Below are 26815 nucleotides of genomic sequence, written 5' to 3'. Positions count from 1 at the left end.
ACTGAGGCTATGTACAACTGGGACCTCCAGAACGCCATCGCGGCGTTCGTCGAGAGCCAGCGGCCCTACTTCGAGTGGCAGCACGAGCTGTACCTGTCGGTGCTGTACGGCTTCGTGGACATGCAGAGTCACCTGCTGACGCTGCTCGGTTTCCCGCCGGTGCCGTGACGGCCGCCTTGGGAGCCCGCGCGGGTGACGCGGTGGCGGGCCCGCGCCCGGGTCGCGTCGTGTTGAACGCGGTGATCGCCGGGCTGTTGCTGATCGACGCGGTGATCACGCTCGGCCTCGAAGTGCTGTTCCTGCCCCTCTACGCCGGGCGGGCGACCATTCCCGAGCCCACCCCCGTGCTGGCCGCGGGTTCGCTGGCCTCGAGCATGACCTCGGGCGCGATCCCGGTGCCGGTGGCCGCCCTGGTGGCCGCGGTGGTGAACGTGCTGCTGGTGATGGGCATGGGCGTGGCGACCGATCGGATCGGCGTGATGGCGCTGCCGATCCTGGTGTGGGCGTTGGGCTTCCTGATCTGCGCGGGTTTCAGCCCCAGCGGCTACGCGCTGCTCATGGGCGACTGGCCCACCATGCTGCTGCTGATCTGCGGTCTGCTGCCCGCGGGCATGTATCTCTACTACCGCGCCACCGCGCGTCTGGCGTCGGCCGGAGCCTGAGTCTCCGGGGCGCTGTCACACTTCGTCGTCCTGTCTCGTCCTTCTTGCGGAATCGCGTTCGCGAGAGAGACGAGGGGAAGACGATGGGATTCGACGAACTGCGCAACACCGTCCGGGGCCGGGTGCTGGAGGCCGGTGACGCGGACTTCGATCAGGTCGCGCGGCCGTGGAGCCTGGCGGTGACGCAGCCGGTGGCGGCGGTCGCCGAGGCCGCCGACGCCGAGGACGTGGCCGCCGTGGTGGCGTACGCGCGCGCCGCGGGTCGTCCGGTGGTGACCCAGCCGACCGGGCACGGCGCGGCGGGCGGCGTCGAGACCGCCATCCTGCTGCGCACGGGCGCGCTGGATCGCCTGGAGATCGATCCGGCGGCGCGGGTGGCGCGGGTCGGCGCGGGCCTGCAGTGGGGCCGGGTGCAGGCGGCCGCCGCCGAGCACGGGCTCACCGGTCTGGCGGGCAGCAATCCGGTGGTCGGGGTGACCGGCTACACGCTGGGTGGCGGCGCGGGCTGGTTCGGCCGCAAGTACGGGTGGGCGTCGAACGCGGTGCGCGCCTTCGAGATCGTGGACGCCGACGGCCGCCCCGCCCGGGTGACCGCCGACAGCGATCCGGACCTGTTCTGGGCGCTGTCCGGCGGCGGCGGTGATTTCGCGGTGGTGACCGGGCTCGAGTTCGAGCTGTTCCCCGCGCCCGACCTGTACGGCGGCCGGGTGATGTGGCCCGCCGAGCGTCTGCCCGAGGTGTGGGAGGCCTTCCGGGCCTTGACTTCTCACGGGCCAGACGAGCTGTCGGTGTGGTTCCAGCGCTTCCAATTCCCGCAGTCGCCGGAGATGGTGGCCCTCGATGTCGCCTACCTCGGCGACGCCGGCACGGGCCGGGACCTGGTGTCGGCGCTGGACCGGATCGGCGGCGCGGTCTCCGATTCGCGGGCGGCCATGACGGTCGCGGAGATCGGGACCATCACCTCCGAGCCGACCGATCCCAGCCCGGCCATCGGCCGCACCGAACTGCTGCCCGAGCTGACGGCGGAGGCGGAGAAGATCCTGCTCGGCGAATCCGTTGCGCCACTGGCCAATATCCAGGTGCGCGGGCTCGGCGGCGCGTTCGCCGGACCCGCCGCGGGCGCGCGCGGTGCGCTGGCCGACGGGTACCTGGTGTATCTGCTGGGCATCGGACTGCCGCAGCTGCGGGACGCGGTGCACGCCAAGGTGGACACCCTGGTCGCGCAGCTCGATGGTCAGGTCACCGGGCGCAAGCCCTTCACGTTCCTGTCCCCGGGGGAGTCGGCGGCCGCCGCGTTCGACCCGGCGACCCTGGACCGCCTGCGGGCGGTCAAGCGAGAGCGCGACCCGCACAACGTGATTCGCGCCAACTTCCCGGTCCAGGGTTGAGTCGGATCACGGCCGGGCCGGGACGCCCAGCTGTCCGGGCGTGACCGCCTCGATGAGCTCCCACGCCTGCTCCAGCGGCAGATCGATGACGTGATACCGCTTCTTGCCCGCCGCCGACGCCGCCACCACGGTGGCGACGCCCGCGCGGCGCTGGAAGAAGGTCTGGCGGACGGTCCAGCCGATGACGCCGGGCGCTTCCAGGCAGTCGCGGTCGCGGTCCAGGCAGCCGCTGCGGGTGATGAGCCAGGCGGGCTTGCCGTCCGCGGCGGGCAGGACGGCATGGCCGAGACCGCGGTACCGGTCCCACGCCAGGGCCGCCGCGAGCGGCACGGCTACGGCAAGCGCGATCCAGACCCACAGCGGAACCTGGCCTCCCGCAAGGGAAATCACCAGCAGAATCGCGGCGGCCGCCGCGAGCGGGCCCAGCGCGCGGGTGTAGCGGCGGCGGTGCGCGGCGGGGCCGTGGGGGAGCAGCGGCACGGTCACGAGCGCGGAGGCGTCCACCGCCGATACAGCGGAGATCGGTTGTGTGGCAAGCGATGCCGTGTCGGCGGTGCCGGTCCGGCCGGTGCCGAGCAGGTGGCCGAGCGTCCGGTGCACGGCGGCGCGCGGAGCCTGCGGCAGGATCTTCTGCCGCGGGCTGGTGCCGGTCATGATGGCCTCGAGCTCGGCGGCCCCGGCCAGGCGCAGCAGCAGCGGTTCGTTCACCGTCGCGCCGCGCAGGCGGGCCAGGTCGAGCGTGGTCTGACGGGTGGTGAGCAGGCCGTGCCGGATGGTGAGGGTCTTGCCGTCGTCGTGGACCAGGAGGCCGAACCAGGTCAGCAGGTAGCGGGCGCAGGCGGCCACGCTGACCACGACCACGAGCAGCACGATCAGCAGCGCGATGACGCCCGCGATGACGCCCGCGCTGCGGTGGCCGACATCCTGGACGGTGCCGGACTTCAGGAAGATCTGCGCGAAGCCGTACTGGAAGGCCAGACCCACGACCGGGGCGATGATGGCGAAGCCGGTCAGCGAGAGCGGGGCGTACCGCACCCATTCCGCCTGCCAGTGCGCGATCTCCACGGCATCGCCGGCCACGACCGGGGCGGCTGCTTCGGGCGTGATCGACTGCGGGGCAGTCGATTCCGCGCTCGCCCGGGTGTGCGCCAGCAGTGCGGTCCGCAGGTCCGGCACCAGTTTCGCGTCCAGGGAGTCCAGCTTGAACTGTTCCCGCTTCTCCGCGTGCTGCCCGGTGCCGATGGACAGCACGGCCAGTCCGAGCGCCCGGTGCAGCAGGTCGGCCTCCACGTCCACCGAGCGGACCCGGTTGCGCGGGACGGAGAGTCGTTTGCGCTGGATCAGGCCGGTGCGGAGTTCCACATTGTCGGGCGTGATGCGGTAGGTGGTGGTGAACCAGCGGGTGAGGGCGAAGGCCACGATCACGCCGACCACGGTGAGGCTCCACAGCGGGCTGTCGGCGCGGGCGCCCGCGACCAGCGTGGCGATCAGCACCGGGATGAAGCGGATGAGTTCGGTGACCGGGTGCACCAGCAGCATGCGTTTGTCGAGCCGCTGCCAGCCCGCGCCGGCCGGTTCGAGGCTCGCGGGCAGCGGTGAAAGCTGTTCTGTCGGATAGGAATCGGAGAAGGCGTCCTCGTCGGGCGGCAGGCTCACGTGGCGTCCCCGCGGTGCTGGGCGGCGATCGCGGTCAGCTGGGCGACGGTGTCCCGCGCGTCGGCCAGCGCCAGCGCGCTGATGTGCACCGCCCCCGCCGAGGAGGCCGTGGTGACGGTGACGGTGGCCAGCCCGAGCAGTCGCTCGAGCGGCCCGCGATAGGTGTCGACCGTCTGGACCCGGGTGATCGGCGCGACCCGGCTCTCCTGGGTGAACCAGCCGGTCCGGGTGTAGACGGCTTCGTCGGTGATCTCCCACCGGTGCACCGCGTACCGCCACAGCGGAATCACCACGATGCTGAAAACCGCTGCCAGCAGCACGATTCCGAGCACCAGTCCCTGTAACCCGCGCCGGTGCGTGTCGAACAACGCCCAGACCCCCACCCCGAGGACCGGCACCACCCAGGACAGGGCGGCGCTCAGCGCCCACAGCAGTTTGGCGCGGGGGCTGGGCCGCCGGGCCGGGTCGGCCGGCAGGCCGCCGGGAGCGAGGGGCTGGGACATGGTGCCCATGCTTGCATGAATCGGGCCGCGGAGGCGGTTGTTGCGAGCGAGTACCGAACGCTCGGTTCTATCGCCTCCGCCGCCGCGGCGGACCGTCTACTTGGGCGTGACTCGGTACAGCCCGGTCGTGGTGCCCTGGTACTGGATTCGGCCGGGCGCGATCGTCCCGACCATCTCGAGGGTGTCGTTGATCGTGGTCGCGCCGACGAACTGCTCGGAGTCGACCTTGCCGGTATTGGCGTCGATCACCGCGAAGCTGTAGTTGTCGGTGACGCCCGCGCTGCCGCTGCCCAGCCCCGCGCTGCCGCTGCCGAGCGCGGAACTGCCGCTGCCGAGCGCGCTGCTGCCACTACCGAGCAGCGAGTGCCGGGTGAAGGTGTAGATCTTGCCGTCCGCCACGGACAGGCGCGGCACCGCCGAGGACGGCACGGTGTTGGTCCACACCACGGTGCAGCCGGAGCCGGTGACGTCGATGCGGGTCATGCCGCCCGAGATCGGCGCGCTGGCGGGCTGGCTGGTGCCCGCGTTGGGCGGCAGCGCCGGGTACGGGTAGCCGTAGGTGCTGGCCACGAACACGCTGTTGCCGGATCCGATGGGGGAGTTCTCGGTGCCGTCGATGGCGGGCACCGAGCAGACGGGCGTGCCGGTGGCCGTGTTGTAGACGAGCAGGTTCTCCTTGGTGGCGGCGTTGTCGGTGATGGCCAGGTATTCGGTGCCGTCGCCGGGGCCGAAGAAGGTCGGGGTGGCGCCGGTGCCCCAGCTCAGCTGGCCGGGTTTGCGGGCGGGGCCGCGGTCGTAGGCCTGCCGCCAGACGATCCGCGGGTTGCCGCCGCCGTCCACGTCGAGCAGGTAGAGGGCGTGGTCGGTGGCGACGGCCATGCCCTGGGGTCCGGTGGCGATGCTGTTGGCCACGTTCTCGCCGGGCGCGAGCACGATGGAGCGCGCGCTGCCGTCGAGGTTGACGAATCCGGCGGCCGCGCCATCGGTGGCGAACCAGACCCGGCCCTGGTAGTCGGGGGAGACGGAGCTGACCGCGTCGCAGTCGCCGCCGCCGCAGTGCCCGGTGACCGCCTGTGTCACATCGGTTTTGGACGCGATGGACAGCGACCACTTGCCGTCGGAGCCGCGCTGGTGCCCGATCCGCAGCAGGTTGCCGGAGCCGTCGACGGTGACCATCCGGTCCTGGTTGTCGAGGTAGGCGTAGACGCCGCCGAGCAGGCTGCCCTTGGTGAGGTCGAGCTTGGCGAGGGTGTTGCCGTTGCCCGGATCCAGCAGCAGCACCTCGGGCGCGCGATCGGTGATCTTGGTGCACAGGGCCTGCGGGAGGCCGTCCGCGCCCTGCAGGATGGTCGGGCAGGCCGCGCCCTGTTCGTGGAAGTCGGCGTTCACTCCGCCGGTGCCGACGCCCGGCAGCGGGGTGGTGTCGGAGGCTTCCGAATCGCCGTGCATGGTCGCGGTGCCGACCGGTCCCAGATAGGGATTTGCTGGTGGGAGCGGCCCGAAGGCCGATGCGGTGCTGGTGGCGATGGTGAGCAGGGCGGTGGCGCCGAGGCCGGCGACGACGGCGGCACGTCGGATTTGCGCGAGCACGAAGATCTCTCCCTTTTCTGCTGGGAAGTAGTCGCCCGCGAGGCTATTGGATCGTTTCCGAGATTTGAATAGATGTACTCGAGGATGCAAGTAATTGCATCGGAATAACCTCGGCGGGCTCGCGGGTTGCCTCGTTCCATGGCACCCGAGTCGGATCAACGGGATGGATGGCGCATGATCGTGGACGTGACGGATCTACCCACCCCGAGCCTGCCCAGCGCGCCGCGGGAGCAGGTGACACCCGATGCCGAGGTCATGCGGGCCGCACTGGGACGGGCCCGGGACGGCGCGACGCTCGACCTGGATACGGCCGTCGTGCTGCTGCGGGCGCGCGGCGCGGACCTGGTCGAGCTGTGCGAGTCGGCGGCGCGGGTGCGCGACGCCGGGCTGCGGGCATCCGGGTATGCGGGCGAGACTCTGCCGATCACCTACTCGCGCAAGGTGTTCATCCCCATTACGCACCTGTGTCGCGACCGCTGCCACTACTGCACCTTCGTCACCGTGCCCGGCAAGCTGCGCGCCCAGGGCAAGGGCATGTACATGGAGCCCGAGGAGATCCTCGACGTCGCCCGCCAGGGCGCCGAACTCGGTTGCAAGGAAGCGCTTTTCACGCTCGGCGACCGTCCCGAGGACCGCTGGCCCGAGGCCCGGCAGTGGCTCGACGAACGCGGCTATGCCTCCACCCTGGACTACATCCGCGCCATGGCGATCCGGGTGCTCGAGGAGACCGGGCTGCTGCCGCACCTGAACCCCGGCGTGATGAGCCACGAGGAACTGGCGTGGCTCAAGCCGGTGTCGCCGTCCATGGGCATGATGCTGGAGACCACCTCCACCCGGCTGTTCACCGAACCCGGCCAGGCGCACTACGGTTCGCCGGACAAGGATCCGGCGGTGCGGTTGCGGGCGCTGACCGACGCCGGTCGACTCGCGGTGCCGTTCACCACCGGCATCCTGGTGGGCATCGGCGAGACCATCGTCGAGCGGGCCGAGTCCATTCTCGCGATTCACCAGCTGCACAAGGCTTTCGGGCACGTGCAGGAGGTCATCGTGCAGAACTTCCTGGCCAAGCACGACACCGCCATGCGGCACAGTCCCGACGCCGGGATGGAGGAGTTCCGCGCCGCCATCGCGGTGACCCGGCTGGTGATGGGCCCGGGGATGCGCATCCAGGCGCCGCCGAACCTGGTGTCGCTCGAGGAGTGCCGGGCGCTGCTGGGGGCGGGCATCGACGACTGGGGCGGGGTCTCGCCGCTGACCCCGGACCACGTGAATCCGGAACGTCCGTGGCCGAACCTGGACACTTTGGCGCGGATCACCGCCGACTGTGGGTACGTGCTGACCGAGCGCGTCACCGCCCACCCGGAATACGTGCTGGCCGGCGAACCCTGGATCGATCCGCGCATCGCGGGCCATGTGGCCGCGCTGGTCGATCCGGTGACCGGTCTGGCCGCCGACGTGCGGCCGAAGGGCCTGCCGTGGCAGGACTGGGACGACCTCCCGCGGCCCGGACGGGGTCCCGAGGTGACCGCGCGAAGTTAGGGCAGGCTGTGCAAGAGTAATGTTGGCTGGCCGGGATAGGGTTTCGCCGGGGGGAGGTATCCCCCTCAGGTGTGGACAGACTAGGAGAGCGGCAGTGCCGTACATCATCGCTGAACCGTGCGTTGACGTGAAGGACAAGGCGTGCATCGAGGAATGCCCCGTGGACTGCATCTACGAGGGCGGACGCATGCTGTACATCCAACCCGACGAGTGCGTGGACTGTGGTGCGTGTGAGCCGGTCTGCCCGGTGGAGGCCATCTTCTACGAAGACGACACCCCGGATCAGTGGGCCGGTTACGTGAACGCCAACGTCGACTTCTTCGACGACCTGGGTTCCCCGGGCGGCGCCACCAAGGTCGGCAAGGTCGACTACGACCCGCCGTTCATCGCCGCGCTGCCGCCGATGGCGAGCGAGTAGGACCGAGATTTGACCGCGCGTGGCCGGGTCAGCGCACTGCTACCCGATTTCCCCTGGGACACCATCGCTTCCGTGAAGGCGAAGGCCGCTTCGCATCCGGACGGCATCGTCGACCTCTCGGTCGGGACCCCGGTCGATCCGGTGGATCCGCTGATCCGCGAGGCGCTTTCGTCGGTGGCGGAGGTGCCCGGGTACCCGACCACGCACGGCACGCCCGAATTGCGTGAGGCCGTCGTGGCGGCCCTGAAACGGCGATTCGGGATCACGGGGGTGGACCCGGCGGCGGTGCTGCCGGCCATCGGCACCAAGGAGCTCATCGCCGGGCTGCCGCGGCTGCTGGGGCTGGGCGCCGAGGATCTGGTGGTCATCCCCGAGGTCGCGTACCCGACCTACGAGGTGGGCGCGCTGCTGGCCGGCACCCGGTACCTGCGCGCCGACAGCACGGTGGCGCTGGGCCCCGAGCGGCCCGCGCTGATCTTCCTGAACTCGCCGTCCAACCCGACCGGCAAGGTGCTCGGCGTCGACCATCTGCGCAAGGTGGTGCGGTTCGCCCGCGAGCGCGGTGCGATCGTGGCCTCCGACGAGTGCTACCTGGGCCTGGCCTGGGAGGGCCGCGCGGTGTCGATCCTCGATCCCGAGGTGTGCGACGGTGATCACACCGGTCTGCTGGCCATCCACTCGCTGTCCAAGACCTCGAATCTGGCCAGTTACCGCGCGGGTTTCGTGACCGGTGACCCGGAGCTGGTGGCGGAGCTGCTGGAGGTGCGCAAGCACTCCGGCATGATGCTGCCGTTCCCGATCCAGGCGGCCATGACCGCAGCGCTCGGCGATGACGCGCACGAGGTCCAGCAAAAGGACCGCTATCGTGCCCGCCGGGTGGTGCTGCGAGATGCGCTGCAGCGCGCGGGATTCCGGATCGACGACTCCGAGGCGGGTCTGTACCTGTGGTCGACGCGCGACGAGCCGTGCCGCACCACCCTCGATTGGCTGGCCGCGCGCGGCATCCTGGCGGCCCCGGGCGAGTTCTACGGACCGCGCGGGAATCAGCATGTGCGCATTGCCCTCACGGCCACCGACGAGCGCATCGCGACTGCGGCTGATCGCCTGACCAGCTGATTTTCGGTTACCCGGGCCCGCGTGATACCGTCTACGACGTCGCCAGGCCGAAGGCTGAGCGATTCGTAAGGCCCTGTGGCGCAGTTGGTTAGCGCGCCGCCCTGTCACGGCGGAGGTCGCGGGTTCGAGTCCCGTCAGGGTCGCAAGTGTGAAAGCCTCCCCACCGATTTCGGTGGGGAGGCTTTTTGCTGTTCTGCCTCCGGCTGCGTCCTCGGTTGCTCGCCGTTAGCGAGATATGTTGTCAGCTCTCGTTTTGTGAAAACTGACACACGTTCTCTCCAGAACATCTATAACAAGTTCTCATCGCAACTCGATGAGGAGTATTTCAGTGCGTGGATTGTCTTATGAAACCCCCGGCAAGAGTGTTTACGGCAGCAATGTCAGCCGACGAGGGTTCCTAGCTGCAACGGGGGTTGTTCTCGGGGCGGCCGCGCTACTAGGGAAGCTCCCAGCGGCCCGGGCCTTACCTGCCGGGTCGGTCAATGACGGCGATCAGATGCCGGTCCTGGTAATTGGAACAGGTTATGGCGGCGCGGTCGCGGCCCTGCGGCTCGCGCAGGCCGGTCAGAACGTGGTCATGGTCGAGAAGGGCATGTCCTGGAGTCAGCCGGGTTCCGACGGCAAGGTCTTCTGCAACATGCTCAAGCCCGACGGCCGCTCGTTCTGGCTGCGCACCGAGACCGACCAGCCCGTCAACCACTTCATGGGCGCGCCCTACAACAAGTCCATCTCCCGGTACACCGGCGTGCTGGATTCCGAGCAGTTCAGCGGGATTCGCATCTACCAGGGCCGCGGCGTCGGCGGTGGCTCGCTGGTCAACGGCGGTATGGCGGTGACGCCGCAGCAGAGCTGGTTCCCGACCATCCTGCCCTCGGTGGACCCGGGCGAGATGTACAACACCTACTACCCGCGCGCCAATGCCGGGCTGAAGGTGAACAACATCGACTCGACCTGGTTCGAGAACGCCGACTGCTACCAGTTCGCCCGCGTCGGCCGTAAGCAGGCCGAGCGGTCCGGCTTCAAGTGGACCTTCGTCCCCAACGTCTACGACTTCAACTACATGAAGCAGGAGCAGGCCAACACCGCGCCGCGTTCCGCCCTCAACGCCGAGGTCATCTACGGCAACAACTACGGCAAGAACTCCCTCGACAAGACCTATCTCGCGGACGCCTCGGCCACCGGCAAGGTGACCATCGTCCCGCAGCACGTGGTCACCACCGTGTCCCCGGCCAACGGCGGCGGGTTCTCGGTCGTGATGAACCAGATCGACACCAGCGGCAACACCGTGAAGTCGAAAACGGTTACGGCGCAGAAGGTCTTCTTCGCGGCCGGCAGCGTGGGCACCAGCAAACTGCTGGTGACCCAGAAGGCCACCGGCAAGCTGCCCAACCTGCCCGACTCGGTCGGCGCCGGCTGGGGCAACAACGGCAATGTCATGGTGGCCCGGCAGAACCAAGCCTGGGACGCCACCGGCAGCCTGCAGTCCTGCATCCCCTGCCTGGGCATCGACAACCTGGCCGACAGCGGCGGTCCGGCCTTCGCCGAGGTCTCGCCGTTCCCGGCCGGGATCGAGACCTTCGCCAGCCTGTATCTGGCGATCACCAAGAACCCGAACCGGGCCAAGTTCACCTACAACTCGGGCAGCGGCGGTGTCGACCTGAACTGGCAGACCGCCTGGAACCAGCCCGGCATCGACGCGGCCAAGCGGATCTTCGACAAGATCAACAGCAAGGAAGGCACCATCTACCGGACCGACCTGTTCGGTACCTACAAGACCTGGGGCGACGACTTCGCGTACCACCCGCTCGGCGGCTGCGTGCTCAATGTGGCCACCGACAACTACGGCCGCCTCTCGTCCTACCCGGGCCTCTACGTCATCGACGGCTCCCTGATCCCGGGCTTCACCACCGTGAACCCCTTCGTAACCATTACGGCTCTGGCGGAACGGAATATCGAGAAGATCATCGCGGAGGACTTTCACTGACGTAAATATTCCGCTGTAGCGGCCGTCGGGGCGTGTTCTGTCCGGCCGGGCGGGGGTGATCGCGATAGTGTTGGATATGGACGCTGTCACGGTTGTCCCCGCTCCCGTCAATGAACCGGTGCACACCTACGCCCCCGGCAGCCGCGAACGCGAGCTGCTGGCCGGGCGGCTGGCCGAACTCTCCGCCGAAGCCGTTGAAGTGCCGCTGGTGATCGGCGGCAAACATCAGCCCGGCGCGGGTGAACGCCGCGATATCGTGATGCCGCACCGGCGCCGGCACGTACTGGGGACCTACGCCAACACCACCCACGACGAAGCCCGGGCGGCCATCGCCGCGGCGACCGCGGCCGCGCCCGGCTGGCGGGCCATGCCCTTCGAGGAACGGGCCGCCATCCTGCTCCGCGCCGCCGACCTGCTGGCCGGGCCCTGGCGCGAGACCATCGCCGCCGCCACCATGCTCGGACAGTCGAAATCGGTGCAGCAGGCCGAGATCGACGCACCGTGCGAGCTGGTCGACTTCTGGCGGTTCAATGTGGCCTTCGCGCGGGGGATCCTGCGGGAACAGCCGCAATCCTCACCGGGCGTGTGGAATCGGATGGACTACCGGCCCCTGGAAGGGTTCGTGTGCGCCATCACGCCGTTCAACTTCACCGCCATCGCCGGGAACCTGCCCACCGCGCCCGCGCTCATGGGCAATACGGTCATCTGGAAACCGTCGCAGACACAGACGCTCTCGGCCTACTACACCATGAAATTGCTGGAGGAGGCCGGACTGCCGCCGGGGGTCATCAACATGGTGACCGGTGCCGGCGCGCAGTTGTCGGAGGTCGTGCTGGCCGATCCACACCTGGCGGGCATCCACTTCACCGGATCGACGCGCACCTTCCAATACCTGTGGCAGACGGTGGGCTCGAATATCGGCCGATACCACGGTTATCCGCGGCTGGTGGGCGAGACCGGCGGCAAGGACTTCATCCTCGCGCACCCCTCCGCCGATCCGGATGCGTTGCGCGTGGCCATGATTCGCGGCGCCTACGAGTATCAGGGCCAGAAGTGCTCGGCCGCCTCGCGCGCCTATATTCCGAAATCGGTGTGGCGGCGGATGGGCTCGGACTTCCTGGCCGAGGTGGAGTCGCTGACCTACGGGGATGTCGCCGATCTCTCGAATTTCGGTGGTGCCGTGATCGACGACCGCTCCTACGCCAAGTGCGTGGCCGCCATCGGGCGCGCCCGCGAGCAGGGCGTGTCGATTCCGGCGGGTGGCGGCTACGACGACAGCGAGGGCTGGTTCGTGCGGCCGACCGTGCTGCTCAGCGACGACCCCGGCGACGAGTCCTTCGAGACCGAGTACTTCGGGCCGATCCTGTCGGTCTACGTCTACGACGACGGCGCGCCCGACGCCTTCGAGGAGATCATGGACGTGGTGGACGGGACCTCCCCGTACGCCCTCACCGGCGCCATCTTCGCCCGCGACCGCCAGGCCGTCGAATCCGCCACCAGCACACTGCGATTCGCGGCCGGGAACTTCTACATCAATGACAAGCCCACCGGCGCGGTGGTCGGCCAGCAGCCCTTCGGCGGTGCCCGGGCCTCGGGCACCGACGACAAGGCGGGCTCCCACCTCAACCTGCTGCGCTGGGTCGCGCCCCGCACCCTGAAGGAGACGTTCGTCCCGCCCACCGAGTACCGCTACCCCCACATGGAGGCGTGATGAATCCACTGCGCCCGGCGATCCTGGCGGCCGCCGGGTCGTCCCGGATCAAGGACGTCATCACGAAGGTGCCGGTGACCGCCGCGGTGGTGCGGCGGTTCGTCGCGGGGGAGACCCGCGCGGACATGGTGCCGGTCGCGCGGGCGCTGCTGGAGAGCGGGCGCTCGGTCAGCGTCGACTTCCTGGGCGAGTACACCACCGACCGCGCCCAGGCGGATGCCGCGGTGGCGGAATACTTCTCGCTCATCGACGATCTGGCCGAGGCGGACCGGACGGCCGCCGGGGTGCTCACCGACATCCCGCGGGTGGAGGTCTCGCTCAAGCTGTCGGCGCTGGGCCAGTCCCTGGGGCAGGACGGCCCGGCCATCGCCGCGGAGAACCTGCACAAGCTGTGCGCGAAGGCCGTCGAACGCCACGTCTGGGTGACCGTCGATGCCGAGGACCACACCACGACCGCCGAGACTCTCGAAGCGGTCCGCAATGCCCGCACCGAATTCCCGTGGCTGGCGGTAGCTTTGCAGACTTATCTGCGCCAGGCCGAGCACAATGCCCGCGACCTGGCGGCCGACGGCACCCGAATCCGCCTGTGCAAGGGCGCCTATCAGGAACCCGACACCGTCGCCTACCAGCGCCGCGCGGAGGTGGACGCCTCCTACCTGCGCTGCCTCGAGGTGCTGCTCCGCAATGCCTGGTACCCCATGATCGCCTCGCACGACCCGGCCATGATCTCCGCCGCCCTCGCGCTGGCCGCCGAAAACCACCGCGAACCAGGCGATTTCGAGTTCCAGATGCTCTACGGCATCCGCGACGCCGAACAGCGCCGCCTGGTCGACGACGGCCACTCGCTGCGCGTCTACATTCCCTACGGCACCCAGTGGTACGGCTACCTCATGCGCCGTCTCGCCGAACGCCCGGCCAATCTCGGCTTCTTCCTGCGCGCATTGACCGAGCGCGGCTGAGGGCCCTCCGGCCGCCGGTCGGATTCAGACCAGCGGACGGCCGAAGCGCCGGCGCAGACGCATGTCCGCCAGGAAGAAGTTGTAGGGGAACATCCGCAGCACCGTGGGCATGCGGGTCCAGACCGCGGAGATCACGCGCAGGAAGCCGGTGAAGACGCGCTCGTCGCGGGCGCTCCAGGTCATGGACATCTCGTCGCGCAGGTGCTGGGGGAGCAGCGCGGTGACGATGAAGCGGTGCAGGCCGCCCAGGGCGAACTGCACCGGCCACGACACCATCTTCAGATCGGTGAGGTCGTTGAAGTACTTTCGGGTGGGCCCGTCGATGGACTTGGTCGCCAGGTTCTCGTCCCAGTAGGCGTAGAAGTCCTCGCGGGTGGCGGGCCACATCTCCGGGCGCATCTGCAGCGTGGTGCCCAGGCGGGCGCAGTACTGGTAGAAGGCTTCGGCCAGTTCGGGATCCATCGGGCCGCGCATGCGGTGGTACAGGTCGTCCACACCCCAGTACAGGCAGGCCGCCACCCACAACTGGAGTTTGGGGTCGAAGGCGTTGTACTTGACCGCGCTGCCGGGCTTGGAGTGCACGCTGCGGTGCGCGCCGTTCACGGCCTCGCGGTAGGTACTGCGGTCCAGGTCGTTGCCGAGCAGGGCGACCGAGAGGTACGTGAGGGTGGTGCGCAGCCGCTTGACCGGGTGCAGGGTCACCTTGCCGCTGTCCACGTCACTCTCCATGACGCCGTAGGCGACCGGCTTGAGCGACAGCTGCATCACCACATTGGCCGCGCCGCCCAGGAAGGCCGCGACGCCGTCGATGTGCTCGCGGATGTCCGCGGGGGTCAACGGCTGATAGGCCGGGGGAAACTCGTCGAATTTGCGCAGCGGGGCGGTCATCGTTGACTCGACTCCTCGTCGTCACTCCTCGCCGGTGAGGAGAGTGTGAGAAATTTCGCCACTCACCTTCTCATCATGGGGTGCCGGTGTCAATGTGCGAAGATTAGTGCCTCACCGTTTCTTTGCGACCGGAAAGGGCCCGGACCATGGCCAAACTGGCCAAACTGCTGCCACTCGTCCGCGGATCCGGCCCCGAGGACCGCAATCAGGCCAAGGTCCTCGACGCCGCCCTGCTCGCCTTCCTGGACTTCGGCATCAAACGCACCAGCATGGTCGAGGTCGCCCGGCGCGGCGGACTCTCGCTGGCCACCCTCTACCGGCGCTTCGCCGGGAAGAACGATCTCATCCAGGCCGTCGGGCTACGGCAGGCCCGCCAGTTCATCGACGACGTGGACGCCGCCGTGCAGGGGCCGATCGAGGCCGACGCCAGCGCCGAGGAGCAGATCGTCGCGCTGTTCGTGGCCTTCACCGAGGGCCTGCGCAACAACCAGCTGCTGGACCGGCTGCTCAAGACCGAACCCGAGATCGTGCTGCCCTATCTGACCGTGCAGGGCGCGCCGGTGATCGAACTGGGCCGCGACTACGTGGCCGAGTTCACCGCCCGGCTCCAGGCGGAAGGCAAACTGCCGCAGTACGATCCGCTGCCGCTGGCGGAGATGACCGCCCGGGCCGCGCTCTCGCTGGCGCTCACCCCGCAGACCGTCATCCCGCTCGACGATCCGGAGGCGCTGCGCAAGTTCGCCCGCGAGCACGTGATTCCGGGCTTCCGAATCCTCTGACCGGCAACGAGTTTCACACCAGCTTCAGGCCCAGTCGGCGGCGCAGCCGCATATCGGTGAGATAGACGTTGAGCGGGAACGCGCGCAGCGGGGCCGGCACCACCGACTCGACCGCGCCCGCCGTCTTCAGCATGGCGGCCAGCGCCCGGTCCTGACCCGGCGTCCAGGTCATACCCATCTCGTCCCGGAGATGTTGCGGCAGCAGCCCGGTCACGAAGAAGCGGTGCGCGCCGGCGAACGGCGGGCGCAGCGGGCGGGGCAGCATCTTCAGGTCGATGAGATCGTCGAAGTACGCCTTGATCTTCGGGTCGATGCGGGTCCTGGCGAGGTTCTCGGCCCAGTACCGGTCGAAGGCGGCGCGGTCGGCGGGCCACATCTCCGGGCGCACCTGCAAGGTGGTGCCCAGGCGGGCGGCGTGGTGGTAGAAGGCGTCGGCGTCGTAGTCGTCCATCGGGCCGTGCATGCGCTCGTAGATGTCGCGTGCGCCCCAGTACAGGCAGGCCGCCACCCAGAGCTGGAGTCTCGGATCGAAGGCGTTGTACTTCACGGTGCTGTCCGGGCGGGAACGGACGTACTTGTGCACGGCGTCGACCGCCTCGCGGTAGGCGGCGCGGTCCTCCTCGGTACCCAGCAGCGCGACGGCCAGGTAGGTCAGGGTGGTGCGCAACCGCTTGAACGGGTGGACCATGACGTTCCCGGACTCCACCGGGCTCTCCACCACGCCGTAGCCGACCGGGGGATTGGAAAGCTGCATGATCACGTTCGCGGCGGCGCCGAAGAAACCGGCCGCGCCGTCGAGGTAGCGGCAGACATCGATCTCCGGTGCGGGCGCGCCGGATTCGACAGGGTGGGGCAGCGGCCTGGTCATCGTTGACCACATCCTCGGGTGAGAAGGTTGTACAGAAACTGTCTTACCCACTCGGGTGGTCTGTCAACCGGCGCGACGGCTTCGCAAGCGAACCGTTGCGCGCCGCGCGGCGGGTCGGCGGACCGCGGCCTCGGGTAGCGTGAGCCCGTGTCGCCGCTCTTGCTGAGTTCGCTGAATCCGGTCGCCATCGCCGCCGGAGCCGATATCCCCGATGCCGTCACCATCGACGGGGAGACCCTGTCGCGCAGTGATCTGCTCGGCGCGGCCACCTCGGTCGCCGAACGCGTCGCCCAGGCCCGCCGGGTCGCGGTGCTGGCCGAGCCGACCGTCACCACTGTGCTCGCGGTGATCGGCTGCCTGATCGCCGGGGTCACCGTGGTCCCGGTCCCGCCGGACGCGGGCAGCGCGGAACTGGCCCACATCCTGCGCGACTCCGAGGCACAGGCCTGGCTGGGCAAGGCCCCCGAAGGCTCCGAACTGCCGGTGATCCCGGTCCGCAAGCACGCCCGATCCTGGCACCGCTACGCCGAACCCGCCGGGACCGCAACGGCTTTCGTGCTCTACACCTCCGGCACCACGGGCGCGCCCAAGGGGGTGATGCTCAGCCGCGCCGCCATCGCCGCCGGGCTGGACGCCCTGATCCAGGCGTGGGGCTGGACCTCGAACGACGTTCTGGTGCACGGCCTCCCGCTGTTCCACGTGCACGGCCTGATCCTGGGCCTGCTCGGTCCGCTGCGGGCGGGTAGCCCGCTGGTCCACACCGGCAAGCCCACCCCGCGCGCCTACGCCGACGCGCATGGCACCATGTACTTCGGCGTCCCCACCGTGTGGTCGCGGATCGTCGAAGAGCCCGACGCCGCACGGGAATTGGTGAAAGCGCGCATCCTGATCTCGGGCAGCGCCCCGCTGCCCGTGCCGGTGTTCGAGCGGCTGGCCGACCTCACCGGGCACGCCCCGATCGAGCGTTACGGCATGAGCGAAACCATGATCACCCTCTCCACCCGGCCCGACGGCGAACGTCGCCCCGGCTGGGTGGGCACCCCGGTCGCCGGGGTGGAGACCCGGCTGCGCGACGAGTCCGGCGCGCCGGTGCCGCACGACGGGGAAAGCGTTGGCGGACTGCAGGTTCGGGGCCCCATGCTGTTCGCCGGCTACCTGGGCAAGCCGGAGGTGACCGCCGAGAACTTCACCGCCGACGGCTGGTTCAAGACCGGTGACGTGGCCGTCATCGACGCCGAGGGCTTCCACCGCATCGTGGGCCGGGAATCGGTGGACCTGATCAAATCCGGCGGTTACCGGATCGGCGCGGGCGAGATCGAGACCTCCCTGCTGGGGCATCCCGCGGTGGCCGAGACCGCCGTCATCGGCGTCCCGGACGAGGACCTCGGACAGCGCATCGTCGCCTACGTGGTGCCGCGCGACGCCGCGGACGCCGCGCTCGCCGACGAGCTCATCGCCCACGTGGCGGGGGAACTCTCGGTGCACAAGCGGCCCCGCGAGGTGCGCCTGGTGGACGCGCTGCCGCGCAATGCCATGGGCAAGGTGCAGAAGAAGCTCTTGTCTTGACCTGAAGCGCGGTCGAGGTTCTAGCGTGATCGACATGACCGCATCCCTGTCGCCCGCGCAGATCGACTACCTGAACAGTCAGCGGCTCGGACGGCTCGCCACCGTCCGGCCCGACGGCTCCCCGCAGAACAATCCGGTCGGCTATCGCTACAACGCGGCGCTCGGCACCATCGACATCGGCGGCCACCATATGGGCGCCAGCCAGAAGTTCCGCAATCTGTCGAAGGAGGACCGGATCGCCTTCGTCGTCGACGACGTCCCGTCCGTCGACCCGTGGACCGTGCGCTGCCTCGAAATCCGCGGCACCGCACAGGCTCTGCGCGATGTCGAACCGTTCTACCCCGGCCTGTCCCCGGAGATCATCCGCATCACCCCGGAGCGCGTCATCGCCTTCGGCATCGACTGACACCGAGGTTCTGCTGCCGAGGGTTTCGGGGTCTGGCCGCGGATCGGGGCCGCCTCTAGCGTCCTGGAGGTTGTTTCTCGTCATCCAGGAAGGCCGAACGATGCCCACCGCACTGCGCACCACCATGGCCGCCACCGCCGTCCTCGCCGGACTGCTGGCCCCCGCCGCCGCGGCGACCGCCGCGCCACTGTCGCTCACCCCGATGCTTCAGCCCGCCGAGCCGGTCGCCGGGACCACCACCACCGGATCGGTGAACACCGGGCCCACCGGCACCGGATCGTTCGATCCGTCCGCGGCCGGTTCCTCGAACCTGATCAAGGCGCTCCAGACCGGTTCGGGCCAGTGCAACAACACCGGCCCGATCCCTCCGCTCGACGGACAGCCCGCTCCGTGGTGCGCCCTCTACAAGTGAGCGCGCCCCGCGGCTGAGCCCCGAAACGACGAAAACCCCTGCGGCCCAAGCCGGCAGGGGTTTTCGTCTGTTACGACTCAGTCGTTGGCGTGCAGGGCCGCGTTCAGCTCTATGCCGGTGCCCTTGCGAGGCCGCACCTCGACCGCGCCGGTCAGCGAGTTGCGGATGAACAGCAGGTTCGACTTGCCGGACAGCTCACCGGCCTTCACGATCTGGCTGTCGGGCAGCGCCACCTTGGTGCCCGCGGTGACATAGAGGCCCGCCTCCACCACGCAGTCGTCGCCGAGCGAGATGCCCAGGCCCGAGTTCGCGCCCAGCAGGCAGCGCTCGCCCAGCGAGATGACCTGCTTGCCGCCGCCGGACAGGGTGCCCATGATGGACGCGCCGCCGCCGACATCGGAGCCGTCACCGACCACCACACCGGCCGAGATACGGCCCTCCACCATGGAATTGCCGAGCGTGCCGGCATTGAAGTTGACGAAGCCCTCGTGCATGACGGTGGTGCCCGAGGCCAGGTGCGCGCCCAGGCGCACGCGATCGGCGTCGGCGATGCGGACACCGGAGGGCAGCACGTAGTCCACCAGGCGCGGGAACTTGTCGACGCCGTACACGGTGACCTGGCCGCGGGCCCGCAGCTTCAGGCGGGTCAGCTCGAACTCCTCGGTCGAGCACGGACCGTGGTTGGTCCACACCACGTTCGCGAGCAGCCCGAAGACGCCGTCGAGGTTCGCGCCGTGCGGGCGGACCAGGCGGTGCGAGAGCAGGTGCAGGCGCAGGTAGGCGTCGTGGGTGTCGATCGGCGCGGCGGACAGGTCGGCGATGACGGTGCGGACCGCCACGGTCTCGACCCGCCGGTCCTCGTCGACGCCCGCCGAGGCGGCGAACTTGGCGTACTCGGGATCGGAGGCGTCCAGCCGCACCGTGCCCACCTCGTCGGCGGAGAATTCGCCGAGCGTCGGGTACGGGTACCAGGTGTCGAGGACCGTCCCATTGACGGTGATGGTGGCGATGCCGACTGCTGCTGCTCCCTGAGTACTCACGTTCCCACACGTTACCGGGCTGCGAATTCATACCGCATGCGGTGCCGATTTGTGCCAACGCAGCCACCGTGCGAAGAACTGCGGTTATTCCTCCTTTAGGGTGGATCGAGTGACCATCGATCTGAGAGCCGACCCGATTTCACTCACCGCCGCGCTCGTGGATATTCCGAGCGTCTCTCGGAACGAGAAGGTCATCGCCGACATCGTCGAAAAGGCCCTGCGCGAACAGACCACCGGATTCGAGATTCTGCGCCACGGCAATACCGTGCTGGCGCGAACCAATCGGGGCCTGCCCAGCCGCGTGATCCTCGCGGGGCACCTCGACACCGTGCCGATCGCCGACAATGTGCCCGGCCACTTCGAGACCACCGCCGACGGCGAACGACAGCTGTGGGGTTGCGGCACCGTCGATATGAAGTCCGGCGACGCGGTCTTCCTGCACCTGGCCGCCACCGTCGCCGACCCGGTGCACGACCTGACCCTCATCTTCTACGACTGCGAGGAGATCGCGGCCGAGTACAACGGGCTGGGCCGCATCGAACGCGAACTGCCCGAATGGCTGGAGGGCGACCTCGCGATTCTCGGTGAGCCGTCCGGCGGCTGGATCGAGGCGGGCTGCCAGGGCACCCTGCGCGTGCGGCTCACCACCGCCGGCGTGCGCGCCCACACCGCGCGAGCCTGGCTGGGGGACAACGCCATTCACCGCCTCGCCCCGATCCTGGAGCGGCTGGCCGGATATCAGGCCCGCGAGGTCGAGATCGACGGCTGCACCTACCGCGAGGGCCTGTCCGCGGTCCGCGTCGAGGGCGGCGTGGCGGGCAATGTCGTGCCCGACGTCGCCACCGTGGACGTGAACTTCCGCTTCGCCCCCGACCGCACCCTGGACCAGGCCACCGAGCACGTGCGTGAGGTGTTCGCCGGACTGGAACTGGAATTCGAGCGCACCGACGGCGCGCCCGGCGCCCTGCCCGGCCTGTCGAATCCGGCCGCCAAGGACCTCATCGAGATCGTGCACACGCACGGCTCCGGCGGGGTGCGCGCCAAGTACGGCTGGACCGATGTCTCGCGGTTCGCCGCGCGCGGCATGCCCGCGGTGAATTTCGGTCCCGGCGACCCGAACCTGGCGCACAAGCGTGACGAGCACCTGCCCGTCGAGCAGATCACCCAGGTGGCCTCGATGCTGCGCAGCTACCTCACCGGCGAGAAAAGCCGATGAACTGTTCAGCACCACGCTGAACGGGCGACCGACAGCGGTCATGCGCTCGCTGTACGGTTGCCTGTATGTCTGCTGACGGCGAAAACGAGGGTGCGGGTTTGTCGAAGACACCACGATTCCGGGGCCCGATCATGTTGCGGCGGGACCGCAAGAAGGGGATCGGAACCACCGATCAGCATCTGCTCGACGAGCGCGGTCCGGTCGACTGGGTGCACACCGACCCGTGGCGCGTCCTGCGCATCCAGGCCGAATTCGTCGAGGGCTTCGGCGCTTTGGCGGAGGTGCCGCGCGCGGTGGCCGTCTTCGGCTCCGCCCGCACGCCCGCCGACTCGGCCGAGTACGAGGCCGGGGTCGCGATCGGAAGCGCCTTGGCCCATGCCGGTTTCGCGGTCATCACCGGCGGCGGGCCGGGCGCGATGGAAGCGGCCAACCGGGGCGCGTCGGAGGCGGGCGGCTACTCGATCGGCCTCGGCATCGAGCTGCCGTTCGAGCAGCACCTCAACGAGTGGGTCGACCTCGGCATCAACTTCCGGTACTTCTTCGCGCGCAAGACCATGTTCGTCAAGTACGCGCAGGCGTTCGTGTGCATGCCGGGCGGTTTCGGCACCCTCGACGAGCTGTTCGAGGCGCTGACCCTGGTGCAGACCCGCAAGATCACCCGCTTCCCGATCATCCTGTTCGGCACCGAATACTGGGCGGGACTGGTGGATTGGATGCGCGACTCGCTGCTCGGCACGGCCAAGATCGCGGCCGGCGACCTGGGGCTGCTGCACGTCACCGACAGCGTCGACGAGGTGGTGGAGATCGTCACCCTGGCCGCGCGGGCGCGCCGGGAGATGGACGAGACAGGGGTGGAGGAGCAGTGGTGAGCGACGCCTACGCGGTCTGCGTGTACTGCTCGGCCAGCGTCGACGATCCGGCGGCGCTGGACCTGGCCACCCGGGTCGGCGCCGAGATCGGCCGTCGCGGTTGGCAATTGGTGTCCGGCGGCGGCAACGTATCCATGATGGGCGCGGTCGCGCAGGCGGCGCGGGCCGCCGGGGCGCACACCGTCGGGGTCATCCCCAAGCACCTGGTGCACAAGGAGGTCGCCGACACCGACGCCGACGAGCTGGTCGTCACCGATACCATGCGCGAGCGCAAACAGGTGATGGACGAACGCGCCGACGCCTTCCTCACCCTGCCCGGCGGCATCGGCACGCTCGAGGAGCTCTTCGAAACCTGGACCGGCGCCTACCTGGGCGTGCACGCCAAACCGGTGGTGGTGCTCGACCCGCAGGACCACTACCGCGGCCTGTTCGACTGGATCGGGGAGCTGCGGGTGCGCGGCTACGCCGGACTGGAGGCCATCGACCGGGTGCTGGTGACCAAGAGCTTCGACACCGCCTTCGCCGGACTGCGTCTCACCCGCTGACCGGAACTCCACGGTTTCACTCGACAAGATCGGACGAATCGGTCAGGGTAGGCACACGAGAGCGGGGCGTGCGCACGACCCGGTGAGGAGCACAACGAAGTGAGTACCGACGCCCGATCGACGGTGAGCCTGCTCGACCTGGTTCGCGCCCTGCCCGGCATGGCGATGCAAGCCCCCGGCATGGTCCGCAATGTCGGGCACCTGATGGTGAAACCCGGCGACCAGGCCTCGATCGGGCTGTTCTTCCAGCGCGGCGCGGCCAAGCACCCGGACCGGCCCTTCCTGAGATTCGAAGGGCGCGAATACACCTGGGGCGAGGCCAACGCGCTGGTCAATCGGTACGCGAAGGTGCTCGCCGCGCACGGCGTCACGCGCGGCGACGTGGTCGGCATCCTCATGGTGAACCGGCCCGAGGCGCTGCTCACCGTGCTCGCCACCGTGAAACTCGGCGCCACCGCGGGCCTGCTCAACCACAATCAGCGAGATGTGGTGCTGCAGCACAGCTTCGGCCTGCTGAACTCGGTGCTCGACGTCATCGGCGAGGAGTGCGCCGACGCGCTGGACACCCTCACCGAGACGCGACCCGCCCTGCTGTGGACCGAACAGCTGGAAGCCGAGGCCGCCACCGCCGACCCCTCGAATCCCGCTGTCACCGAACAGATCACGGCCAAGGAACGCGCCTACCTGATCTTCACCTCCGGTACCACCGGCCTGCCCAAGGCCAGCGTCATGACCCACATGCGCTGGACCAAGTCCATGGCCGGGATCGGCGGGCTCGGCGTGCGACTGGACGGCAAGGACACCCTCTACAGCTGCCTGCCGCTCTATCACAACAACGCCCTCACGGTGGCCCTGTCCTCGGTGATCGCGGGCGGCGCCACCTTCGCGCTGGGCCGCAAGTTCTCGGCCACCCGCTTCTGGGACGAGGCCATCGCCAATCGGGCCACCGCCTTCGTCTACATCGGCGAACTGTGCCGCTACCTGCTCAACCAGCCCGCCAAGCCCACCGACCGGCAGCACACCATCCGGCTGTGCGTCGGCAACGGCCTGCGGCCCGAACTGTGGGACGAGTTCCAGCAGCGGTTCGGCATCGCGCGGATCGTCGAGTTCTACGGCGCCAGCGAGGGAAACGTCGCCTTCATCAACGCCTTCTCGGTCGCCCGCACCGCCGGATTCACCCCGCTGCCCTTCGCCATCGTGGAATACGACGACGCCACCGGCAAAGCGCTGCGCCACCCCGACGGCCGGCTGCGCCGGGTGCCCGCGGGCGGGGTCGGGTTGCTGCTGGCCAAGGTCACCGACCGCTCGCCGTTCGACGGCTACACCGACGCCTCCGCCACCGAATCCAAGCTGGTGCGTGATGGTTTCGCGGACGGCGACTGCTGGTTCGACACCGGCGACCTGGTCCGCGACCAGCGCTTCGGCCACATCGCCTTCGTGGACCGGCTCGGCGACACCTTCCGCTGGAAGGGCGAGAACGTGGCCACCACCGAGGTCGAGGGCGCGTTCGACGGCATCGGCGAGGTCACCCAGGCGGTCGTCTACGGCGTCGACATCCCCGGCACGGACGGCAAGGCGGGCATGGCCGCGGTGACCCTGCACGAGGACGCGCACTTCGACGGCAAGGTCGCCGCCAAGGCCCTCTACGACCGCCTGCCCACCTACGCGGTCCCGCTGTTCATCCGCGTAGTGCCGGAACTCGAGCAGACCTCCACCTTCAAGAACCGGAAGGTCGAACTGCGCAAGCAGGGCTATGCCCCGGACGTCGAGAGCACGCTCTACGTCCTTGCGGGCCGCGCTGACGGCTATGTTCCGGCCTATCCCGAGTACGTGGCCGACGTCGCTGCGGGCAACGTTCCGCGCGGTTGATTCTCAGACTCGCTGGGCGTTCGCGGCCCGTCTCGTTCTGGACTGAGTGGAGCGGGGGAGCGCAGCGGAGGAGCGGAGGGAGGGAAGAACGAGACCTCCAGGGCCGCGAACCGCCCCGGAGCGAAGCGGAGGGGCAAATTAGACACAGTACAGTCGGGGGCATGTGTGCGCCGTTGCCGACATTGTGCGGGAAGCCGGTGGCGACGGATCGGGCGCTTGTCATGGCGATCGTGAACCGGACGCCGGACTCCTTCTATGACAAGGGCGCGACGTTCACCGACGAGGCCGCCCTGCGGGCCGTGGACACCGCGGTCGCGGGCGGCGCGGATCTGGTCGACATCGGCGGGGTGAAGGCCGGGCCCGGGTCGGACGTGGACGCCGCGGAGGAGTCGCGCCGGGTGGTGCCGTTCGTGGCGGCTATCCGCGAGCGTTATCCCGAGCTGCTGATCAGCGTCGACACCTGGCGGGCCGGCGTGGCGCGGGCCGCGGTCGCCGCGGGCGCGGACCTGATCAACGACACCTGGGCGGGCGCGGACCCGGAACTGGTCGGCGTAGCCGCCGAACTGGGTGTGGGAATCGTCTGTTCACATACCGGGGGCGCGATTCCGCGGACCCGTCCGCACCGGGTGCGGTACGCCGATGTAGTGACCGAGGTCACCGAGACGGTGGTGGCCGCGGCCGAAAATGCTGCGGCGGCCGGGGTGGCCAAGGACTCGATTCTGATCGACCCGACCCATGATTTCGGGAAAAATACCTACCACGGGCTCGAATTGTTGCGGGCGATAGACGTTCTTGTGAAAACCGGATGGCCCGTCTTGATGGCGCTGAGCAATAAGGATTTCATCGGAGAGACTCTTGGTGTCGAGCTGTCCGAACGATTGGAGGGCACATTGGCAGCGACTGCTTGGTCGGCCGCCGCGGGTGCTCGCGTCTTCCGAGTGCACGAGGTGGCCCAGACCCGCCGGGTCGTGGACATGATCGCCGCCATTCAGGGTCACCGCCCACCCGCCCGTACTTTGCGAGGTCTCGCATGAAAACAGACTGGGTGAACACCAACACCTTCGACCGTCCCGACTGGTCGGTCCCCGAACTCGTCGCGGCCAAGGGTGACCGCACCGTCTCGGTCGTCCTGCCCGCCCTCAACGAGGAGGCCACCGTGGCCGCCGTGGTGGCCAGCATCCGGCCCCTGCTCGGCACGCTGGTGGACGAACTCGTCGTCCTGGACTCCGGGTCCACCGACGCCACCGCCGCCCGCGCACAGGCCGCCGGAGCCCGCGTGGTCACCCGGGAACAGGCCGTCCCCGAACTCGACCCGGTCCCCGGCAAGGGCGAATGCCTGTGGCGGTCGCTGGCCGTCACCAGCGGCGACCTCATCGCCTTCGTCGACTCCGACCTCATCGACCCCGATCCGAACTTCGTGCCGAAGCTGCTGGGCCCGCTGCTCACGGTCGACGGCATGCACCTGGTCAAGGCGTACTACCGCCGCCCGCTGCGCACCGGCGAATCCGTCGACCACCACGGCGGTGGCCGCGTCACCGAACTGGTGGCCCGGCCGCTGCTGGCCGCGCTGCGCCCCGAACTCTCGAATGTGCTGCAGCCCTTGGGCGGCGAGTACGCGGGCACCCGCGAACTGCTCACCGCGGTGCCCTTCGCTCCGGGCTACGGCGTGGAGATCGGCCTGCTGCTCGACACCTACGACCTGCTCGGCATCTCCGCCATCGGACAGGTGAATCTCGGTGTCCGCCAGCACCGCAACCGCCCGCTGGCCGACCTGGGCGTCATGAGCCGCCAGATCCTGGGCACCGTCCTCGGCCGCAGCGGCATCCAGGACTCGGGCGCCGCGCTGACCCAATTCCCCATGGTGGCAGGCGAATTCATCGCGAATACGACGGACGTCTCGCTCGCCGACCGCCCGCCGATGAACACCCTGCGCTCCGAGGAGGCCGCGGCCTGAGACGCCGGGCCCGAGGTCTCGGACCCGACCCGTGTCAGCGATCGTGGCGATAGATCGGAGTGAGCAGGTCCGCCTCGATCGGTTCCCCCGTGGAGCGGTCGTAGCGGACACCCACCACCGTTGAGAACGGGTGGGTGGCCGCCCGCTCGTGCAAAGTCGCGAGCCGGGTGGCCAGCAGCCGGATCGCCCCCAAGGAGGCGGGCGGATGCAGGCCGTCGATGACCAGCACGCTGCCCTTGCCGTCCGGGCGGGGGAGGCGGGCCAGGTAGGCGATGTCGTAGGGCTCGGTGCCGCCTGGGCGATAGACCCGCCGCGCGGCCCGGTCCTCGATGCCCCGCCGCACCCGGCCGGCCCGCGCCACCGTGCGGCGCAGCCGGGGATCGGCGGCCACCAGATAGCGCAGGCTCGGTGACAGTTCGGGCCCGCCGAGCACGATCAGGCCGTCCCGGTCCAGATCGAGCGGGCGGCCGGGTAGGAACCGCTGGACATTCGCGGTGAAGCCGAGCTCGCGCAGCAGCTCCACCAGCCGGTGCGGCGCGGCCGCGTCGGGCGCGCCGACCAGGGCCATGGAGCGGGTGGTGCTGCGCACGTCCGGCGTGAGGATGGTGAGCGGACCGTGGCCGAAGAACAGGCCCTCGGGTACCGGGCCCTGCGTGCTCACCTGATGGATGCGGGCGCGGGAAAGGCCCGCGGCCGCACCGATTCTGGCGAACGTCCAGCCCTCGGCATGTAGTTCGCGGATGACTGCGCGGCGGATGCGCGTCAGCTCATTGATCTGCTGCTGCGCGGCTGCCACGCCTTCGGTGGCGGCTTTCAGGCGTTCGACCTTGTCCTCGATCGCGAATACCCGGGCCACCTCGTCGGCCGACATGTGCGC

At 69.3% G+C, this 26815-nt stretch carries 25 protein-coding genes, 1 tRNA gene and 1 pseudogene; 20 read left to right on the top strand and 7 right to left on the bottom strand.

Annotation, left to right across the window (positions count from 1 at the left end; translation table 11 throughout):
- Nucleotides 1–9: 9 nt before the first annotated feature.
- The 3 genes from ACQP06_RS29965 (at nucleotide 10) to ACQP06_RS29955 (ending at nucleotide 2050) form a co-directional block, all read left to right on the top strand.
- Nucleotides 10–168 (top strand): hypothetical protein, encoded by a 159-nt coding sequence (locus ACQP06_RS29965; RefSeq protein WP_167333469.1) that lies wholly within the window; start codon nucleotides 10–12, stop codon nucleotides 166–168.
- The gene (locus ACQP06_RS29960; RefSeq protein ID WP_433668060.1) at nucleotides 165–662 is read left to right on the top strand and encodes a hypothetical protein; all 498 of its coding nucleotides are present in this window, start codon (nucleotides 165–167) and stop codon (nucleotides 660–662) included. Before ACQP06_RS29965 ends, ACQP06_RS29960 begins: the two co-directional genes overlap by 4 nt.
- Before the next feature lie 83 nt (nucleotides 663–745).
- Nucleotides 746–2050 (top strand): FAD-binding oxidoreductase, encoded by a 1305-nt coding sequence (locus ACQP06_RS29955; protein ID WP_433668058.1) that lies wholly within the window; start codon nucleotides 746–748, stop codon nucleotides 2048–2050.
- Nucleotides 2051–2056: 6 nt separating this feature from the next.
- On the opposite strand, the gene ACQP06_RS29950 is transcribed toward ACQP06_RS29955, so the two are convergent.
- The 3 genes from ACQP06_RS29950 to ACQP06_RS29940 all read right to left on the bottom strand — a co-directional run bounded on the left by ACQP06_RS29950 (nucleotide 2057) and on the right by ACQP06_RS29940 (nucleotide 5799).
- Nucleotides 2057–3589, bottom strand: a complete 1533-nt coding sequence (locus ACQP06_RS29950) for a PH domain-containing protein (RefSeq protein ID WP_433673469.1) — start codon at nucleotides 3587–3589, stop codon at nucleotides 2057–2059.
- Between the two features lie 113 nt (nucleotides 3590–3702).
- The gene (locus ACQP06_RS29945; RefSeq protein ID WP_433668056.1) at nucleotides 3703–4209 is read right to left on the bottom strand and encodes a PH domain-containing protein; all 507 of its coding nucleotides are present in this window, start codon (nucleotides 4207–4209) and stop codon (nucleotides 3703–3705) included.
- A 96-nt stretch (nucleotides 4210–4305) separates the two neighbouring features.
- A complete protein-coding gene (locus tag ACQP06_RS29940; protein WP_433668054.1) occupies nucleotides 4306–5799 on the bottom strand; it encodes a hypothetical protein in 1494 nt (497 codons plus the stop codon).
- Nucleotides 5800–5973: 174 nt separating this feature from the next.
- On the opposite strand from ACQP06_RS29940, the pseudogene cofG reads away from it, so the two are divergent.
- The 7 genes and pseudogenes from cofG to ACQP06_RS29905 form a co-directional block, all read left to right on the top strand.
- Nucleotides 5974–7293 (top strand): annotated as a pseudogene (gene cofG, locus ACQP06_RS29935) (7,8-didemethyl-8-hydroxy-5-deazariboflavin synthase CofG); the annotation flags it as partial.
- 139 nt (nucleotides 7294–7432) lie between these two features.
- Nucleotides 7433–7756: a ferredoxin gene (gene fdxA / locus ACQP06_RS29930; RefSeq protein WP_040812194.1), complete on the top strand. Its 324-nt coding sequence runs from the start codon at nucleotides 7433–7435 to the stop codon at nucleotides 7754–7756.
- 9 nt (nucleotides 7757–7765) lie between these two features.
- Complete coding sequence (dapC, locus tag ACQP06_RS29925; protein ID WP_433668052.1) at nucleotides 7766–8872, top strand: succinyldiaminopimelate transaminase; 1107 nt, start codon at nucleotides 7766–7768, stop codon at nucleotides 8870–8872.
- A gap of 69 nt (nucleotides 8873–8941) precedes the next feature.
- Nucleotides 8942–9015, top strand: a tRNA-Asp gene (locus ACQP06_RS29920).
- A 353-nt stretch (nucleotides 9016–9368) separates the two neighbouring features.
- Nucleotides 9369–10856 carry a GMC oxidoreductase gene (locus tag ACQP06_RS29915; RefSeq protein WP_433668050.1) on the top strand — a complete coding sequence of 496 codons (1488 nt, stop codon included), beginning with the start codon at nucleotides 9369–9371 and terminating at the stop codon, nucleotides 10854–10856.
- Nucleotides 10857–10932: 76 nt separating this feature from the next.
- Complete coding sequence (pruA, locus tag ACQP06_RS29910; protein WP_433668048.1) at nucleotides 10933–12567, top strand: L-glutamate gamma-semialdehyde dehydrogenase; 1635 nt, start codon at nucleotides 10933–10935, stop codon at nucleotides 12565–12567.
- The gene (locus tag ACQP06_RS29905; RefSeq protein WP_433668047.1) at nucleotides 12567–13526 is read left to right on the top strand and encodes a proline dehydrogenase family protein; all 960 of its coding nucleotides are present in this window, start codon (nucleotides 12567–12569) and stop codon (nucleotides 13524–13526) included. The genes pruA and ACQP06_RS29905 overlap by 1 nt, the downstream gene beginning before the upstream one ends.
- A gap of 24 nt (nucleotides 13527–13550) precedes the next feature.
- Here ACQP06_RS29905 and ACQP06_RS29900 read toward each other — a convergent pair whose 3' ends face one another.
- A complete protein-coding gene (locus ACQP06_RS29900) occupies nucleotides 13551–14414 on the bottom strand; it encodes an oxygenase MpaB family protein (protein ID WP_433668045.1) in 864 nt (287 codons plus the stop codon).
- A gap of 146 nt (nucleotides 14415–14560) precedes the next feature.
- Between ACQP06_RS29900 and ACQP06_RS29895 the strand changes: the two genes are divergently transcribed.
- Nucleotides 14561–15193 (top strand): TetR/AcrR family transcriptional regulator, encoded by a 633-nt coding sequence (locus ACQP06_RS29895; RefSeq protein WP_433668044.1) that lies wholly within the window; start codon nucleotides 14561–14563, stop codon nucleotides 15191–15193.
- 13 nt (nucleotides 15194–15206) lie between these two features.
- Here the strand turns inward: ACQP06_RS29895 and ACQP06_RS29890 are convergent, their stop codons facing one another.
- On the bottom strand, nucleotides 15207–16061 hold the full coding sequence (locus ACQP06_RS29890) for an oxygenase MpaB family protein (protein WP_433668042.1): 855 nt from the start codon (nucleotides 16059–16061) through the stop codon (nucleotides 15207–15209).
- Between the two features lie 147 nt (nucleotides 16062–16208).
- On the opposite strand from ACQP06_RS29890, the gene ACQP06_RS29885 reads away from it, so the two are divergent.
- From ACQP06_RS29885 to ACQP06_RS29875, 3 genes are all read left to right on the top strand, one after another.
- Nucleotides 16209–17627 (top strand): acyl-CoA synthetase, encoded by a 1419-nt coding sequence (locus tag ACQP06_RS29885; RefSeq protein WP_433668040.1) that lies wholly within the window; start codon nucleotides 16209–16211, stop codon nucleotides 17625–17627.
- A 34-nt stretch (nucleotides 17628–17661) separates the two neighbouring features.
- Nucleotides 17662–18033 (top strand): PPOX class F420-dependent oxidoreductase, encoded by a 372-nt coding sequence (locus ACQP06_RS29880; RefSeq protein WP_357091451.1) that lies wholly within the window; start codon nucleotides 17662–17664, stop codon nucleotides 18031–18033.
- A gap of 100 nt (nucleotides 18034–18133) precedes the next feature.
- Nucleotides 18134–18445: a hypothetical protein gene (locus tag ACQP06_RS29875; protein ID WP_433668038.1), complete on the top strand. Its 312-nt coding sequence runs from the start codon at nucleotides 18134–18136 to the stop codon at nucleotides 18443–18445.
- Nucleotides 18446–18522: 77 nt separating this feature from the next.
- Here the strand turns inward: ACQP06_RS29875 and dapD are convergent, their stop codons facing one another.
- Nucleotides 18523–19485 (bottom strand): 2,3,4,5-tetrahydropyridine-2,6-dicarboxylate N-succinyltransferase, encoded by a 963-nt coding sequence (dapD, locus tag ACQP06_RS29870; protein WP_433668037.1) that lies wholly within the window; start codon nucleotides 19483–19485, stop codon nucleotides 18523–18525.
- Between the two features lie 109 nt (nucleotides 19486–19594).
- On the opposite strand from dapD, the gene dapE reads away from it, so the two are divergent.
- The 6 genes from dapE (at nucleotide 19595) to ACQP06_RS29840 (ending at nucleotide 25938) form a co-directional block, all read left to right on the top strand.
- On the top strand, nucleotides 19595–20701 hold the full coding sequence (dapE, locus tag ACQP06_RS29865; protein WP_433668036.1) for a succinyl-diaminopimelate desuccinylase: 1107 nt from the start codon (nucleotides 19595–19597) through the stop codon (nucleotides 20699–20701).
- 65 nt (nucleotides 20702–20766) lie between these two features.
- Nucleotides 20767–21570, top strand: coding sequence for a TIGR00730 family Rossman fold protein (locus ACQP06_RS29860; RefSeq protein WP_433668034.1), 804 nt, complete (start codon nucleotides 20767–20769; stop codon nucleotides 21568–21570).
- Complete coding sequence (locus ACQP06_RS29855) at nucleotides 21564–22115, top strand: TIGR00730 family Rossman fold protein (RefSeq protein ID WP_433668032.1); 552 nt, start codon at nucleotides 21564–21566, stop codon at nucleotides 22113–22115. The genes ACQP06_RS29860 and ACQP06_RS29855 overlap by 7 nt, the downstream gene beginning before the upstream one ends.
- 99 nt (nucleotides 22116–22214) lie before the next feature.
- On the top strand, nucleotides 22215–23984 hold the full coding sequence (locus ACQP06_RS29850) for a long-chain-acyl-CoA synthetase (protein WP_433668030.1): 1770 nt from the start codon (nucleotides 22215–22217) through the stop codon (nucleotides 23982–23984).
- Nucleotides 23985–24145: 161 nt separating this feature from the next.
- The gene (gene folP, locus ACQP06_RS29845) at nucleotides 24146–25018 is read left to right on the top strand and encodes a dihydropteroate synthase (RefSeq protein WP_433668028.1); all 873 of its coding nucleotides are present in this window, start codon (nucleotides 24146–24148) and stop codon (nucleotides 25016–25018) included.
- Nucleotides 25015–25938, top strand: a complete 924-nt coding sequence (locus ACQP06_RS29840) for a glucosyl-3-phosphoglycerate synthase (RefSeq protein WP_433668027.1) — start codon at nucleotides 25015–25017, stop codon at nucleotides 25936–25938. Before folP ends, ACQP06_RS29840 begins: the two co-directional genes overlap by 4 nt.
- Nucleotides 25939–25972: 34 nt before the next feature.
- Here ACQP06_RS29840 and ACQP06_RS29835 read toward each other — a convergent pair whose 3' ends face one another.
- Nucleotides 25973–26809 carry a hypothetical protein gene (locus tag ACQP06_RS29835; protein WP_433668025.1) on the bottom strand — a complete coding sequence of 279 codons (837 nt, stop codon included), beginning with the start codon at nucleotides 26807–26809 and terminating at the stop codon, nucleotides 25973–25975.
- Between the last annotated feature and the right edge of the window lie 6 nt (nucleotides 26810–26815).

The organism is Nocardia sp. CA-136227 (assembly GCF_050955695.1).
GTDB lineage: Bacteria > Actinomycetota > Actinomycetes > Mycobacteriales > Mycobacteriaceae > Nocardia.
This window is presented reverse-complemented; position numbering and strand designations above follow the sequence as displayed.

What these genes read in the sequence shown, in the direction of transcription:
- ACQP06_RS29965 (WP_167333469.1), top strand. Translation starts at nt 10, where the DNA reads ATGTACAACTGGGACCTCCAGAACGCCATCGCGGCGTTCGTCGAGAGC.
- ACQP06_RS29955 (WP_433668058.1), top strand. Translation starts at nt 746, where the DNA reads ATGGGATTCGACGAACTGCGCAACACCGTCCGGGGCCGGGTGCTGGAG.
- ACQP06_RS29950 (WP_433673469.1), bottom strand. Translation starts at nt 3,589, where the DNA reads ATGCTGCTGGTGCACCCGGTCACCGAACTCATCCGCTTCATCCCGGTG.
- ACQP06_RS29945 (WP_433668056.1), bottom strand. Translation starts at nt 4,209, where the DNA reads ATGTCCCAGCCCCTCGCTCCCGGCGGCCTGCCGGCCGACCCGGCCCGG.
- ACQP06_RS29915 (WP_433668050.1), top strand. Translation starts at nt 9,369, where the DNA reads ATGCCGGTCCTGGTAATTGGAACAGGTTATGGCGGCGCGGTCGCGGCC.
- pruA (WP_433668048.1), top strand. Translation starts at nt 10,933, where the DNA reads ATGGACGCTGTCACGGTTGTCCCCGCTCCCGTCAATGAACCGGTGCAC.
- ACQP06_RS29905 (WP_433668047.1), top strand. Translation starts at nt 12,567, where the DNA reads ATGAATCCACTGCGCCCGGCGATCCTGGCGGCCGCCGGGTCGTCCCGG.
- ACQP06_RS29900 (WP_433668045.1), bottom strand. Translation starts at nt 14,414, where the DNA reads ATGACCGCCCCGCTGCGCAAATTCGACGAGTTTCCCCCGGCCTATCAG.
- ACQP06_RS29895 (WP_433668044.1), top strand. Translation starts at nt 14,561, where the DNA reads ATGGCCAAACTGGCCAAACTGCTGCCACTCGTCCGCGGATCCGGCCCC.
- ACQP06_RS29890 (WP_433668042.1), bottom strand. Translation starts at nt 16,061, where the DNA reads ATGACCAGGCCGCTGCCCCACCCTGTCGAATCCGGCGCGCCCGCACCG.
- ACQP06_RS29880 (WP_357091451.1), top strand. Translation starts at nt 17,662, where the DNA reads ATGACCGCATCCCTGTCGCCCGCGCAGATCGACTACCTGAACAGTCAG.
- ACQP06_RS29875 (WP_433668038.1), top strand. Translation starts at nt 18,134, where the DNA reads ATGCCCACCGCACTGCGCACCACCATGGCCGCCACCGCCGTCCTCGCC.
- ACQP06_RS29860 (WP_433668034.1), top strand. Translation starts at nt 20,767, where the DNA reads ATGTCTGCTGACGGCGAAAACGAGGGTGCGGGTTTGTCGAAGACACCA.
- folP (WP_433668028.1), top strand. Translation starts at nt 24,146, where the DNA reads ATGTGTGCGCCGTTGCCGACATTGTGCGGGAAGCCGGTGGCGACGGAT.
- ACQP06_RS29840 (WP_433668027.1), top strand. Translation starts at nt 25,015, where the DNA reads ATGAAAACAGACTGGGTGAACACCAACACCTTCGACCGTCCCGACTGG.
- ACQP06_RS29835 (WP_433668025.1), bottom strand. Translation starts at nt 26,809, where the DNA reads ATGTCGGCCGACGAGGTGGCCCGGGTATTCGCGATCGAGGACAAGGTC.